This is a genomic window from Rhodopseudomonas sp. AAP120 (assembly GCF_001295845.1).
Lineage (GTDB): Bacteria > Pseudomonadota > Alphaproteobacteria > Rhizobiales > Xanthobacteraceae > Rhodopseudomonas.
In genome coordinates this window covers 36,010-51,654 of sequence record NZ_LJIC01000091.1, presented here as the reverse complement: position 1 = coordinate 51,654, position 15,645 = coordinate 36,010, and the positions used below count along the sequence as shown (strand labels likewise).

Genomic DNA, 15,645 nt, shown 5'->3' with positions numbered 1-15,645 from the left:
GCCATGAACGATCTGGCCGGCCACGCCGCATTGCGCCGGGTCCTCGTCCATCAATACGACGAGCTCAAATCTCTGCTGACGCGTAAGCTCGGGTCGGAAGACCTCGCCGCCGACGCGCTGCAGGAGACCTTTCTTCATCTCGAGCGCCCGGCGCGGATCGGCACCGTGGCGCGTCCGCGACAGTATCTGCTCGTCATCGCCACCAATATCGCCCGCATGGCATTTCGCCGCGAGCGGCGGCGGACGCTGGCCGATCTCGACACACTGCTGGGCATCGCCGATGACGGCCCGGACCCGCTGCGCAGCCTGGCGGCGCGGCAGGAGGTCGCCGCGCTGCGGGAGGTGATCGCCGAACTGACGCCGCGGCGCCGCCGGATCCTGATCGCGATCCGGATCGAAGGCTTGAGACTGCGGGATCTCGCCGATGAACTCGGATTGTCTCAGCGCATGGTCGAAAAGGAGCTGAAAGCAGCCTTGGCTGTGTGCGGATCGCGGCTGCACCGCGATGTCGCACGGCGGTTCGGTCCGGCGCCCCAGAAAGCATCAGAACAATCAGGCGTAGCGGCCATAGCGCCTGCGGGACAACACGATGACGAAGTCTGAGGGCGGGCACGGCCCGGCCGTGGGCGATGCCCACCCCACCGGCACCGGCATGACCGAGCCAGATCCGCTCGATCGCGAGGCACACGACTGGATCGCGCGCGGCGTGGCCGGCGAGATGGCCCGGGCCGACCTTGTGCAGATGCGGGAGTGGTACGGCAGGAGCCCCGCTCATGCGGCGGCCTATGCGCGCGCGCGGCGGATGTGGCGTCTGCTCGGGCCCGCGCTCGAAGCCCCGGGGCCTGCCGATCGACGCCAGGCAACGGTGCCGGGCCGCCCAGCGAGGCCGACGGCGATGGGGCGGCGGGCGTTTCTCGGCGGCCTGGCGGCCGCATCAGCGGCTGCGGTCGGCGCCGTCGCGGTGATCAATCCGCCGCTCGATCTGTGGCCGTCTTACGCCGAGTTGACCGCCGACTACCACACCGGCCGCGGCGAGCAGCGAAAGGTGGCACTGGGCGACGACGTGGCGTTGGTGCTCAACACATCGACCAGCGTCGCGGTGCGTGCGCAGACGCCCGACGAGAACCGGATCGAACTGATTTCGGGCGAAACACTGATCACGGCGTCCGGCAAGTCGGCGCAACTCACCGTCGTCGCGCGAGACGGCTTGGTGATGGCCCGTCAAGCCGATTTCAATCTGAGCTGTGTTGACGGCGCCGTGCGGGTGAGTTGCCTCGCCGGAGAGGTCAGGGTCGATTACCGCGGCACGCTGAGCAGCGTGCGGGCGGGCAGCCAGCTCGGCTACGCCCGGGACGTCGTCGATCACGTCGCGGAGGCGGACCTCGAGATCGTCACCGCGTGGCGACATGGCCTGATGATCTTCGACGCAACGCCGGTGGCGCAGGTGGTCGCCGAGGTCAATCGCTACCGGCCGGGACGCATCGTCCTGATCAACGACGCAATTGCCGCCCGCCGTCTCTCGGCCCGGCTGCGGATCGACGAGGCCGACAAGATCGTCAACCAACTCGTCCATATTTTCGGCGCACGCGCCACCAGCCTGCCGGGTGGCCTCGTCATCCTGACCTGAGGTGGTCGAACGGCGCACGTACTGCGCCGTCCGTGGGAGAACGCCACCCTTGCGCGGAGAGGGGACCGCCGTGGGCGTTCAGCGCGACGGCGCCATGTCTCCAAACATTCACATAAAAGCTGTTCGGTCCCTGCCGTTGCCGATCATCCATTTGCGTGTCGTCGCGGTCGTCGCCGCGACATCAACGCCGATGAGAGTGTCGCCATGGCCAAGTTTGATGTCACGTCACGTTCGCAGCGCCAGCTACAGCGATCGCGGGGCGTTGCGGGGCGGCGGCATCATCAGAGAACCTCGCGCGCCGCGTTGCTCGCCGGCGTCAGTCTGGTCGGGCTGCTGGCACCATCATTCGAGGCCCATGCGAGGCCGCTCGGTGGACCGAGCTGGAATCCGGCCACGGCGGCAGTCGACACCGCGACCGCCGCGGCGCAGGCCGCTGCTGCGGCATCGGCGCGGGCCAACAGCACGATCGGTTCGTCGCTCGACAGCTTGCGCACGCTGCAGGCAGCCGCGCGCGCGGCGGCTGCTGCCGCTGCGGGCAGTGCAGTGCCGAACGGCCTCGCGCCCGCGGGGCTCGCACCCGTCGCTAATCCCAACAGCACGACAGACGGGCTGACGCTGTGGGTCGGCGCCAATGCGCCGGTGCAGACCACCAAGGCCGACGGCCGCATCGGCGTCGAGGTCAAGCAGACTCAGGAGCGCTCGATCCTGTCCTGGGGCAGCTTCAACGTCGGCCGCCAAACCGATGTGTACTTCAACCAGAGCGCGGGCACCGACAGCAGCGGCGCCAACAATTGGATCGTGCTCAACCGCGTCGTCGGCGCCTCGACCAGCCCGAGCCAGATCCTCGGTACCATCAAGGCCGAGGGCACGGTGCTGATCATCAACCAGAACGGCATCATTTTCGGCGCCGGTTCGCAGGTCAACGTCCACAGCCTGATCGCCTCGACGCTCGACGTCGGACTCTCCAAGAACCCGTTGACCCAGGCGTCGCTGTCGCAGTCCGACCGCAACGCGCAGTTCCTCACCTATGGGCTGCTCGGCTATGGCGACTCGCTCGGCCCGGTCTACGGCAATGTCGCTGCGCTCACCGGCACCAGCACGACCGGCATGGTGAAGGTCGAGGCCGGCGCCAGCGTCACCGCGAGCGGCGGCGGCTATATCCTGCTGACGGCACCCACGGTGCGCAACTCGGGCTATCTGTCGGCACCGGAGGGACAGGTGTTGCTCGCCGCCGCCGGCGACAGCGTCTGGCTGGCGCGTGCGACGGGGGCCAGCGACAGCGTCGATCCCGGCGTGCGCGGCCTTATTCCGTCGGTGAGCTGCTCCGCCGTGCAATGCGTCGTCGAGAATACGGCGAGCGGGTTGATCGACGTCCCGCGCGGCTCGATCTTCGTGATCGCGCCGCCGGTCAATTCGCTGAACCCGCAGAAGAGCGGCGTGGCGCTGGTGAACGGCACGCTCTCCGCGACCACCAGCGTGTCGCGCAACGGCGCCATCGAAATCGGCGCCGCCACCATCGACATCGCCTCCGGCGCGCGGCTTGCCATCCTGCCGGACGATGGCGGCGAGACGCTGCCGCGAGATGCCACCTCGCTCGCCAACTTCAAGCCATCGCAGATCTATATCGGCAATCTTACCAATCGCAGCGGCGGCATCGGTCCGGCCGCCATCCATATCGAAAGCGACACGCTGACCTACGCGCCGTCCGGCAACATCGTGATCGGCGCTTCCTCGAACGTCAAAGCTTCGTCGGTGGACGCAGTTTCGAGCGATTTTGCGCGCGTCGTGGTCGACAGCGGCGCGGTGATCGATGCTTCGGGGCTCGTCAACGTCAACGTGCCGGTCAGCGCCCAGCAGATCACCATCGGGCCGCTGAAGAAGAACGAACTCGCGGACTCGCCGCTGTATCGCGACGGCTTCCTCAACGGCGCCACCGTGACCATCGACCCGAGCCTGTCGGGCGTGCGCGACGACGGCGTCGCCTGGATCGGCTCGCCGCTGATCGACGCCAAATCCTATTACGATCAAGTCGGCGTTTCGGTCCGGCAACTGATGGTCAAGGGCGGCAACGTCACCATCGGCTCCGGCTTCGTCTCCAACAACGCCGCGCCGGGCAGCAGCGCTCTTCCCTATGTGGTGGTGCAGAGCGGCGCGGTGATCAACGTCGCCGGCGGTTGGCTGTCTTATGCGCGCGGCTTGGTCGATACCACGCGGCTGATCTCCGCCGACGGCCGTGTCGTCGATATCGGCTCCGCCGACCCCAACACGACCTATGTGGGCATCTACAAGGGCTTCGAGGTCGCGCATCCGCATTGGAACCAGTACGATTATTACGGTTCGCTGAAGAGCTGCGCCCACATCGTCGGCGGCTATATCGAAGGCGCCGATGCCGGCGCGATCAGCATCGTGGCGCCGGTCGGTGTGATCGAAGGCACCCTCCAGGCGGCGGCAATCACCGGCTCGCGGCAGCGCGCCGCGGCGGTCGCCGGCACCGCGACCAGCGCGCTCTACGGCGATACGCGGAAATTGCAGGGCGCGACCTCGCAATTGCCGGCCGGCGGCGCCTTCATCTTCCAGGGGCTCGCCACCGCCGACGCCTCGAACGCGCAGTTCTATTTTCAAGGCGGCGACATCCGCATCGTCGCCGATGCGGACTACCAGCCGGTGTCAGCGACGATCGGCTTCGGCCAGAGCGTGACCAGCCAAGCCACCGGCGCGGTAGTGTCGTCGCGCGCCGCATCGTCCTATCTGGATTCGTCGCGCACCGGCACGACCGTGCTGTCCGACCGCCTGCTGTCGCAGTCGGGCTTCTCGGAGGTCGCGTTCAGCACCTCCGCGTCGGTTTCGGTGGCGCGCGGCGCCAGGATCGATCTCGCCGCGCTCGGCGTGTTCGACGTGCTGGCGGGACGCAAGATCACCATCGACGGTCAGATCGACGTGCCGTCGGGCCGGATCACGCTCGAGACCTTCGACAGCCAAGCGATCAAGCAGGTTCTGTACACCACCGATCCTTACGGCGTCGGCTCGTTCGACATCGTGCTGAACGGGCTGCTGTCGACGCGCGGTCAGTGGATCAACGATTACGGCAAGGCGACCGATGCGATTCAGGCCGACACCTGGACCAGCGGCGGCTCGATCTCTCTGTATGTCGCGCCGCGGGTCACGCTCGGCAATGTCTCCAGCAGCAACACGCCCGACACCACGAGCGTCACCGACATCTCCGGCAGCATCCGGCTCAACGCCGGTTCGACGATCGACGTGTCGAGCGGCGGCTATGTCGATCCGAACGGGAAGCTGGTGCTGACCGCCAAGGGCGGCAACTTGTCGCTCATCAACGCCACGACCTATTTTCAACTGGCGCCTTCGGCCGACGGTTCGGCCGGCACGCTCAGCGGCTTCCGCATCAACGGCCTGATCTACGGCAACCCGGCGACCAGCTACTTCCCGCTGAACCCGGATGCGCTGACCTCCGGCGTGTTCATCGATCCGGCCGCTTCGATCAAGGCGACCGGTTTCGGCGGCGGCGGCACCTTCACGCTGGTGACGCCGGAGTTCGCCTTCAGCGACGATGCCAGCAGCACCGCCTCGGCCAACGCGACCCGGTTGCCGATGAGCTTCTTCAGCAAGGCCGGCTTCGCGAACTCCAACATCACCTCCTACAAGACGCGGCTGGTGCCGAACACGTTCTCGTATCAGACGACCGTGCCGGTCAAGACATATGTAACATCCTACTATATCATGGATGATGATGGGTCGATGGCTGCTATAAGTTACAATGCGTCGACCAGTGCTTATGATTACTATAGCCAAGCATACGGTCAGCCGATGTCTATTCCGGCCAGCCAGATACAATACTACTACTTGCAAGATGCCAATGGAAACACCCTTACCTACGACGCGGCGTACAATTCCGGGAATGGCGGGTTCTACACGGCGGTTCAGGTGCCGGTCACCGTCAAGCCCGGCGGCACCAATGCGTTGCTCGCCACCCAGACGCTGACGGTCGGCAACGGCCAAAATCTGAGCCTGACGCAATCGATCTTCACCACCCATCCGGACATCGGACAGAGCACGGCGTTGCGCGCGCTCGCGACCGGCGGCGATCTGTATTCGGTGCTCACGCCGTCGGTGCCGACCAACGACTGGGACGCCAAGGCGGTCAGCCTGACGTTCGGCGGCCTGCTCGAACTCCACGTCGCCAAGGGGGGCAGCGTCACCGGCGCGGCCGGGGCCGGACTCACGGCCGGCAAGCTGCTCAACGAAGGTCTGATCCGGCTGCCCGGCGGCAGCCTGACGCAGCAATTGATGCTGCCGCTGATTTACGAGGCGCGCTCGGTCGGCTCGGCCGCCCTCACGGCGATCCCGCTCGGCGTTGCGGATCTGTCAGAAGTGTTCTCGGTCGGGTCCGACGGCACCATCGCCGGCGGTGCGGCGAGCCGCTACTCGGCGAGCGTCACCAATGCGCAGCTCGCCGGCGCCGGCACCATCAACAGCCCCTATGCGATCTACTTCCGCGGCCTGCTCGGCGCCGACCAGGGCCTGGTGCTGTCGGCCGGCAGCGTCACCGATCTGTCCGGCGTCAGCATCCGCAATCCTTATGCGGTCGATAGTGCGACGGGGCTGAGCAGCTACACGGGTCGCATCGTCGCCGGCGGCAGCATCACGGCCTCGGCGCGCGCGGCCACCACTCAGTCGCTGTTCCAACTGCCACGGGTCAGCGGCCTGAGCTGGTCCTATGGCAGCTCCTACGTGCTGGCGGCGCTGTCGGCGGCGGCGCAGAGCGGCAGCAGCCTGACGATTGCGCCGGGCGCCTCGGTCGACCTCTCGGGCGCCTCCGACACGTATCTCGCCCCGGGTTATCAGCAGGGCGGCGGCGTCAAGGCGCTGCTGCCGCAGGCGGTGTGGAGCGATGCCGGCAGCCTGACGGCGGGCGCCGGCTTCAACATCAGCGGCGCCGATATCCGCGCTTTCGGCGGCAGCTCGCAAGCCGAGAACGGCACGCTGTCGCTGTACGATCCGGTGCTGATCCAGTCCGACGTCGCCAATCAGCCGGCCGGCCGCATCTCCGCCAATCTGATCGCGCGCTCGGGCTTCGACACGCTGATCGCGGTCGGCAGCCTGTCGTCGGCCGGCAACGCCTCGCTCAGCCTCGGCCGCGCGCTGTTCGTGGTCAGCCGCAACTATGTTTACAGCGGCACCGCGACCTCCGCTGCCAACGTCTGGCAGGACGACGACCTCGTGCCGGTCATCAAGGCCGGCGGAAATCTGGTGGTGAACGCGCCCTATGTCGGTCTCTCCAGCAGCATGGACATCATCGTCAACCCGCTGGTCGGCACTGCCGGCAGCGGCACGGTGACGTTCAACGCCGGCGCGATCGATATCAGTGGCGCGGTCGTGTTCGACCGCTCGGTCGCAACCGCTACGTTGAACGCCAGCGGCGATCTCCGGCTGATCGGGCAGGCGCCCTGGCTGCCGCCGACCGCGACTCTCGCGGCGAACGCAACGCTGTACGGCGCCCTGGCGGTCAATGGCGATCTCGCCATCAACGCCGCGCAGATCTATCCGACCACCGGCAGCAATTTCGCGATCTCGAGCGCCAAGACGAACGGCACCATCAGCTTCGGTCGCACCGGCACCTCGACGCCGGCGGCGCCGTACACAGCCGGCGCCAGCCTGACCGTCGCCGCCGCGCACATCGTGCAGGGCGGCGTGCTGCGGGTGCCGCTCGGCACGCTGACGCTCGGCACCACCGCTGACTTCAAGGGCACCGTCGCCGGCTCCAATATCTTCGCTCCCGCGACCCAAGACGTCACGCTGGCGGCCGGCGGCATCACCGCGGTGTCGGCGAGCGGCCTGTCGATCCCGTATGGTACGACGACCGACACGCTGGAATGGTACTTCGCGCCGACCAGTGCCTCGCAGCTCACCGCGGCGCCCGCCAAGGCTCTGGTGCTGAACGGCGGCACGATCAAGATCGCGGCCGGCGCTACCGTCGATCTTTCCGGCGGCGGCGACGTCTATGCCTACGAATTCGTGCCCGGCACCGGCGGCTCGCGCGACGTGCTGGATCGGCTCAACGCCGATCCCTACACCGGCAACAACGGTTATCAATATCCCGACGGCCGGCAGGTCTACGCCATCGTGCCGGGCTTATCGAACGCCTCCGTCGCCGCGCTCGATCCGATCTACTCGTCCGGCTACGGCAGTCTCTATGCGGCATCGGGCGTCGGCAAGCGGGTGTATCTCGCCGGCGGCAACGGCCTCGCGGCCGGTTGGTACACGCTGTTGCCGGCCAAATACGCCATGCTGCCCGGCGGCATGGCGGTGGTCGAACAGACCGGCATGAAGAAAGTGGTGGCAGGTACGTCGGCGACGCTGCCGGGCGGCACGCTACTGGTCTCCGGCTCCTACGGTGACGCCATCACCGGGACGAGTTCGTCGGCGGTGACGATGTTCCGCGTGCTGCCGCAGGCGACGATCGCCAGCCAATCCAAGATCGTCCTCACCACCGGCAATGATTACTTCGCAAAGGCCGCGTCCGACAGCGGAACGTTCGCCGCGCAGTTGCCGCGCGACGCCGGCTATCTGCAGGTCAACGCCACGGCCTCGCTGGCGGTCGACAGCATCCTCTCGACCGCGGCGGCGAGCGGCGGGCGAGGGGCGCTGGTGGACATCACCGGCAGCAAGATCAGCATCACCGCCTCCGCCGGCCAGGCCGTCAGCGGCGACGGAAGGCTCTACGTCACCGCGTCGAGCCTTTCGAACCTCAATGCCGCGAGCCTCTTGGTCGGAGGCATCCGCACCGACAATTCCGATGGCACCACCACGCTCGACGTCCGCGCACAGTCGATCCGCGTCGCCAATGACGGCGCGACGCCGCTGTCGGCCGGCGAGATCATCCTGGCGTCGACCGGGGAGGTCGTGGTCGCGGACGGATCGGCGCTCAGCGCGGTCGGCGAACTCGGCGATCCGCGCAGCGGCAATTATCTGATCGGCTCGTCCTCGGTCGCCGGCACCGGCGCGCTGCTGCGCCTCGCCAACGGCCCGGCGCGGCTGGTGCAGCGGACCAATGCCGTCACCACGGCGTCGCTGAGCGTCGGCCGTGCCCAGTTCAATGGCCGCGTCCTGATGTTCGATTCCAGCGGCAGCAACACGGTGTCGGACCAGATCGGCGTGTCCGGCCTGCAGAACCTGATCCTGTCGTCGCCGCGCATCGGGATCGGCGTCGATCCGTCGAGCTACACCGGCACGGTGGTGTCGTCCGGGCTCGCCGGTCTGCTCGGCCGCGTCGGCGCGGTGCTGACGCTGCGCTCGCAGACCGCGATCGACATCGCCGCCGGCAACTACACGTTCGGCCAGATCGCCTTCGACGCCCACACGCTGGCCTCGACCGGCAGCGGCGCGGCGACGGTCACGGCCGACAGCATCCTGCTGGGTAACAGCGGCAGTTCGGCCGATTGCACGAGTTGCACGCCCGGCAGCGGCTCGCTGACGCTGAACGCCGGCACCATCTGGTTCACCGGCGGCCGCATCGAGACCAAAGCGAGCCTCTTGGCGGCCACGACGCAAGTCACGCTTCCGGTCGATACCACCGTGGTTCTTCCGGCCGGAACGATTGTTGCTAACTTCGCTCTGTCCGAGCCCGTCCAGGTCGTTCTTCCTGCCGGTACGGTGATTCCGGTGTCGGCGGGGGCGTCGGTCGCCGCGTCGTCGATCGCCAGCGGCACGCTGGCCGCCAACAGCGACATTGTCATCAGCAGTGGCTTCGCGACGCTGGCGGCGGGGTCCTATTCCTTCCCCAAGGGCTACAAGGCAATCTATTACGGGACCGTTGCCACATATGCCGCCGGCACCTACAGCATCGCGAGCGCGACGAGTGCTTCGGTTGCATCCGATCTGACCGGACGGCTGGTCGCCGACACCGCGGTCACCCAGACCGACTTCTTTGCCGGCGGCGTGACGCTCGGTGCTTCCAATGGCATCTTCGTGCGCGGCGCGGCAGCGCAACTCGACACCGGGCTCGGCGCGCTGACGCTGCATACGCCGTATCTCAGCGACAATATCGTCGGGGCTACCGCGTCGGCGACGCCCAGCCTGTCGCTGAAGACGCTCGGCGCGCTGTCGATCGACGCGCAGGGCGCCGGCAGCGTGGCGGCGATCACCGCGGTGCCGGGCGGTTCGCTGACGCTCTCGGGCAGCACCGTGTCGATCCGCGGCACTACGGTGAGCGCAACCGCCGGCGCGCTAAGCGTAACGGCTCAGAACGGTGTGCTCATCGCCGACGGCGCAGTGGTGAAGACCCCCGGCTACACCAAGGTTTATGGCGATAGTGCCGACCCGGTCAGCGAGGACGCGCCAGGCGGTCGGCTGTCGATCACCAGCCTGAACGGCAATGTCGTGCTCGGCGGCGGCACGCTGCTGTCGGTCGGCGGAACGACGGGGAAGGGCGGCACGCTCAGCCTGATCGCCAGCAATGGCTCGGTTAGCCTCGGCGGCAGCATCGACGGCGCGGCGCCGGGCGGCGCCTCGAGCCTGACCATCGACACCGCCGGCGGCTTCGATCTCGGCAATCTCGGTGGCAGCGCCGGCAATCGCGGCTTCAACGGCGACATCTCGATCCGCAGCCGCGCCGGCGATCTCGTCCTGGCGCAAGGCCAGACGCTGACGGCGGCCAATCTGACGCTGACCGCCGACGGCGGCGTGGTGTCGGTCGGCGGCCATATCGACGTGTCCGGCACCAATGGCGGCGACGTCACGCTGTACGGCGCGAGCGGCGTCTCTCTCGGCTCGAACGCGGTGATCGACGCGCGTGCCAAGGGCTACGGCATCTGGGACACGCGGCAGGCCACCGCCGGCGACGTCATGCTCGGCACTGCGGGCAGTGGTGCGGTGTCGATCGCGGCGGGCGCGCTCATCGACGTCTCGGCCGTCAATCCGGCCGACCGGGTGGTGCCGTACTATACGAATGCGGTGAAGAACTATCTATTCGTCAGCGGCGACCTCGGCGGACGCGTCATCCTGCGCGCGCCGGTGCTGAGCGGGGGAGGCGGCGACACCCTTAACGTCTCGGTCGGCAGTGCCGGCGGCATCCGCGGCGCACGCGAGATCGACCTCGTCGGCACCAGGACGTTCGATCTGCGCGCCCTCGGCGCCATTGCCGGATCGGGCGTTACTGTTGATCCCACGACCAACACCGCCACGATCGATCCGCGCGGCAGTTATTTCGCCGACCTCGGCCAGGCCGGCGGCATCGTGCCGTTCATCCAGAATTTCGACATCTCGGCGGCTTACGCCAATCTCGGCGGCCTGAGTAGCTCGCCCGTGTTCCACGCCAAGCCCGGCGTCGATCTCGCCTTCGACGGCAATATCCGGTTCGACCGCAATTGGAATCTCGCCGCCGGCACGGTGAACGTGGCGGCCGCGACCGCGGCCGGGTTGATGGGCAGCGAGACCTTCACCGGCGCGAGCGGCACGTCGGTGACGCTGCCCTACATCCTGCCCGGCAAGGACGCGCAGGTGTTCGCCAACTACGTCACCATGCTGTATCGCACCGGCCACGGCAGCGTGTACGGCGAAGCGCCGATGATCGCGCTGCAAGCCGCCGGCAATCTCACCATCAACGCGTCGATCAGCGACGGCTTCTTCCAGTTCCGCAACCAGATCGATGCGGACTATCTGTCGGCGGTGGTTGCCACCAACAGCATCGTGGTCGCGTTCGGCAGCGGCGCCAACCCCTATACGACGAGCTCGGGCGCCGCAACCCAATATGTGCCATCCGTTGCGCTGAAAAATGGGGGCAGCCAGTCCTGGGCGATCGTCCTCTCCGCCGCGGCCGCACCGACGACGATCTACGTGCCTTACTCGGCCGACGGCAATTCGGCGTCTCCGGAGAAGAGCGGCGATCCGTTCGGCACCGCCGCACTGTTCCCGGCACTCGGGACCAACACCTACGCCGATTCGAGCAGCATCGACCTCGTCGCCGGGGCGAGCGTCACCCGAACGGGCAACAGCGCGCTCGTCACCAGCACCAATCCGCTCGCCGTCACCCTCAACCAGGCGAGCACGCTGGCGATCGGCGGCTCCTACAGCTACAGCTACGGCGGATCGATCGTCACCGCGGTGCGCTACGGCCTGCTGTTCAACCGGGCCAACAACAGCGCCTACACGGCGTCGAGCTATACGTCCGGCACGGCGACGTCGGCGAACTGGCTGGCCGGAATCTTGGCAACGAAGAGCTCGGATACCTACTCCTACTCGGCTCAAACGTTGTACTACGGGACCACCGGAAAATCAGGCGTTCTGCTGAACACGACCCCCGCCGCCAAGACCATCGACAGCGGCTCCGACCTGATCTACCTCGACCTGTCGATCGATCCGACCTCCCAGATCTCGGCGGGATCTCTCGGCAACGTCAAGACCAACAGCAGCCTGACCTCGACCTTGACGGCCGCCAAGCTGCGCGACATCGCCAAGATCTCGGATCCGACCAATCCGCAATACGACGCCTATCTGCACGCGCTGTATATCGCCGATGCCAGCGCGCCGGATGCCAATGGCGACTTCTTCACGGTGGTGTCGAGTTCGAGCTCGCTCAACCCCTACACCTCGTCGAGCTACCTGCTTGGCATCGTCGCGAGCGTCAAGACGGCGGCCTATATCTTCCAGAAGTACATCGATCCCTTGTATCTGGGCCAGACGGTCAATCGCCAGACCGCGACCGTGACGTCGCTGGTGCGCAGCGGCACCGGCGCGATCAACCTGGCCTCGGGTGGCTCGGTCGACCTGACCGGTGGCGCGCGGACGGTGGCCAACAACGCCACGCTCGGCGGGGCTGCGGTCTATACGGCCGGCCACGTCGCCGACACCTCGGTGCGCAGCGCCGTCGATCCGGAGACCGGGCTGTTGGTGACCATCGATCCCACCGCGCTCCTCAAGACCAGCACTTATTTCGGCTCCAAGGCGACCTACGGTTACGGCAGCACGATCGCCGGGACTTCCACGACGTCGGGCAAAGGCGGTGTGCTGGTCGACGATCCGGTTTATGCCGAGGGCGGCGGCGACATCACCATTACGTCCGCCGGTTCTTTGTGGGCGCGGCGCGACCTGTCGGTCAAGGTCGGCGAGACCCGGAGCCAATTGCCCTGGGCGGGCGGTGCCGACGAGATCTGGCGCAGCGGCGCGATCGGAACGGCCGACACTTGGGCCAAGATCGACTACCAACTGTTCCGCAGCGGCGTCGGCGCACTCGGCGGCGGCGACATCACCATCAAGACCGGCGGCGATATCGTCGACCTCGCCGTGGTGGCGACCGACTCGCTCACCACCGCGAAGACCACCTCCGGCGGAGCGACCGCCAAGGCGCTGATGACCTTCGGGCGCGGCGACGTCGTGCTGTCCTCGGGCGGCAGCATCTCCTCGCTCAAGCTCGACGTCGCCTCGGGTTCCGGCCTGGTCCAGGCCGCCGGCAGTCTGCTGGCGGGCGGGAACGGCAACTTGCTGCGCCTGACCGACGCGACTGTGAGCTTCGAGGTGTTCGGCTCGGTGGCGTTCACCGGCGTCGCCGGGCTCGGCCCGACCCAGCCCGGTAACACCAGCTCGGTCGATGCCGCGATGTCCAACAACCTCAACGCTGTGGCGTTCTATCTGCCGAATGCGGGGCTGTCGGTGCTGGCGGACGGGGCGGTCTCGCTTGGCAGCAATTCGGCCGATGCCAACGACGTGACCGCCTACTACACCACCCCGCTATCGGCGGCCGGCACCCAAGGCAGCAACGCCGTGCTGCCGGGCAGCCTGTCGCTGTCGTCCTTGACCGGCTCGCTCACCTTCGTCACCACGCGCAGCAAAGAATTCCTGTTGATGCCGTCGGCGACCGGTGAGCTGGAACTGCTAGCCGCCGGGAGCATTCTGGCGAGTGACACTACTCAGATGCTCAAGATCGCCATGCTGGACTCCGATCCGGGTCTGTTGCCGGGGCTCTACACTTCCTATGACGGCGTCAACTCCTTTCCCAACAGCAACGCCGCGCCGGCCGGCACGCTCGGCCTGACCTTCCCCGATATCGATCCGACCACGACCACGCAGCAGCGCGCGCTGTATCACCAGGCGAGCGCGACCCACGCCAAAGATACAACGCCGGTGAGGATCGCCGCAGGTGGCGACATCGGCAGCCGGACGTCGGCGACCATCCTGTCTGTGCCTAAGCAGGCCCGGCTCTATGCCGGCCGCGATATCGTCAACCTGATCTTCACCGGCCAGAACCTCGCCGCCACCGACATCACGCGCGTCGTCGCCGGCCGCGACATCGTCGGCACCTGGAGCCTGCTCGGCGCGGTCAACACGGCCAACGTCAGCGGCACCACGCAGGCGACGCTGCTCGGCAATACGTTCGTGATCGGCGGGCCGGGCGATTTCGTCATGGAGGCCGGGCGCAACATGGGGCCGTTCATGCCCTCGGCGCTGATCAACGCGACGGCCACGACGACCGCGGCCTATGGCGGCGGCATCCTGTCGGTCGGCAACGACTGGAACCCGTGGCTGACCAAGCAGGGCGCCAGCATCTCGGTGCTGTTCGGCGTCGCCGGCGGCGTCAACGCCGATGGCTTCCGCGATTACTATCTCGACCCCGCGAATTTCGCCGTGCTGCCGAGCTACCTTGTGACCGGCGACGGCACGGCGTCGGCTTACGGCGCCGAGCTCATCGCCTGGATGCGGGCGCGATGGCCGTCGCTGCTGCCGCCGGGGGCGAGCTACGCGCAGGCCTATGCGGCGTTCAAGACGCTGCCGGAGATCGCCCAGCGGCTGTTCCTGAACACCGTGTATTTCGCCGAGCTGCAGGCTCCGGCCGTCGCCAGCGGGCCGAGCTATCAGAAATACGCCCGCGGCTACGAGGCGGTGAATCTGATGTTCCCGGCCAGCTTCGGCTACACCCAGAACAGCCTCGACGGCGGTGCCAACGGCGCCGCCACGCTGGTCCACACCGGCAACCTCGATCTGCGGCTGGCGACGATCCAGACCGCGCGCGGCGGCGACATCTCGATCCTCGGTCCGGGCGGCCGGGTACTGGCCGGCTCGGTGGTGCGCACCGCCGCGCAGGCGGCGCGGCACAACTACGCGACCTATCCGGGCACGGCGCGGAACGTGTGGCCGATCCTCGCCATCCCGACCGGCTACGAGGGTGTGCTGACGCTGCGTGGCGGCAAGATCTCGAGCTTCACCGACGGCGATTTCGTACTCAATCAGAGCCGTCTGTTCACCGAGCAGGGCGGCGACATCGTCATGTGGTCGTCGAACGGCGATCTGAATGCAGGGCAGGGGCCGAAGACCAGCGCCAACTTCCCGCCGGTGCGCGTTCGTATCGATCCGAACACCTATGCCGAGCCCGATCAGGCCGGGGCGACCACCGGCGCCGGCATCGCCGCGCTGCAGGCGACGGCGGATGCGCCGGCTTCCGACGTGTATCTGCTGGCGCCGCGCGGCACCGTGGATGCCGGCGATGCCGGCGTGCGCGTCTCCGGCAATCTGTCGGTCGTCGCCTTCCAGATCCGCAACGCCGACAACATCCAGGTCGGCGGCAAGGTCGCCGGCATCCAGGTGGAAGGTCCGAAGACCGCGCCGCTGACAGTCGATACCAAAGACAAGGCAGCAACCGACGCCGTCAAGGACGCCACCCGCACCGACGGCAGCGAGCGGCCCTCGGTGATCATCGTCGAATTCCTCGGCTTCGGCGGCGGCGACGGCACCACCACGCCACCCGACGACAACAAGCGCAAGAAGCCGCAGGAGCAGACCTACGACGAGCGCAGTCCGTTCCAGGTGCTCGGCGTCGGCCAGCTCAGCGACGATGACATCAACGCTCTGGCGCAGGAGAAGCGGGCCCGGCTCGGCGCGAGGTGAGGAGACGCGGCGACCGGACGGGCTCGCATCACAGGCGGCTGAACGTCTCCGGCGGCCCCCGGCGAAAGAGCCCGGCCGACCGGCCGAGCAGTGGTGACGGCCTGGCTACAGGACGAACCGCGCGG

3 protein-coding genes are annotated in these 15,645 nt (G+C 67.6%); all 3 read left to right on the top strand.

Annotated features, from left to right (window positions below):
• Positions 1–3: 3 nt before the first annotated feature.
• The 3 genes from IP86_RS15125 to IP86_RS15115 all read left to right on the top strand — a co-directional run bounded on the left by IP86_RS15125 (position 4) and on the right by IP86_RS15115 (position 15,520).
• Positions 4–603 carry an RNA polymerase sigma factor gene (locus tag IP86_RS15125; RefSeq protein WP_054163357.1) on the top strand — a complete coding sequence of 200 codons (600 nt, stop codon included), beginning with the start codon at positions 4–6 and terminating at the stop codon, positions 601–603.
• Positions 590–1,627 (top strand): FecR family protein, encoded by a 1,038-nt coding sequence (locus IP86_RS15120; RefSeq protein WP_054163356.1) that lies wholly within the window; start codon positions 590–592, stop codon positions 1,625–1,627. The genes IP86_RS15125 and IP86_RS15120 overlap by 14 nt, the downstream gene beginning before the upstream one ends.
• Before the next feature lie 204 nt (positions 1,628–1,831).
• The gene (locus IP86_RS15115; protein WP_082364026.1) at positions 1,832–15,520 is read left to right on the top strand and encodes a filamentous hemagglutinin family protein; all 13,689 of its coding nucleotides are present in this window, start codon (positions 1,832–1,834) and stop codon (positions 15,518–15,520) included.
• The last annotated feature ends 125 nt before the right edge of the window (positions 15,521–15,645 follow it).

Bases quoted from the DNA above. Each gene is read 5' to 3' on its own strand.
- IP86_RS15115 (WP_082364026.1), top strand. From the start codon at position 1,832: ATGGCCAAGTTTGATGTCACGTCACGTTCGCAGCGCCAGCTACAGCGA.
- IP86_RS15125 (WP_054163357.1), top strand. From the start codon at position 4: ATGAACGATCTGGCCGGCCACGCCGCATTGCGCCGGGTCCTCGTCCAT.
- IP86_RS15120 (WP_054163356.1), top strand. From the start codon at position 590: ATGACGAAGTCTGAGGGCGGGCACGGCCCGGCCGTGGGCGATGCCCAC.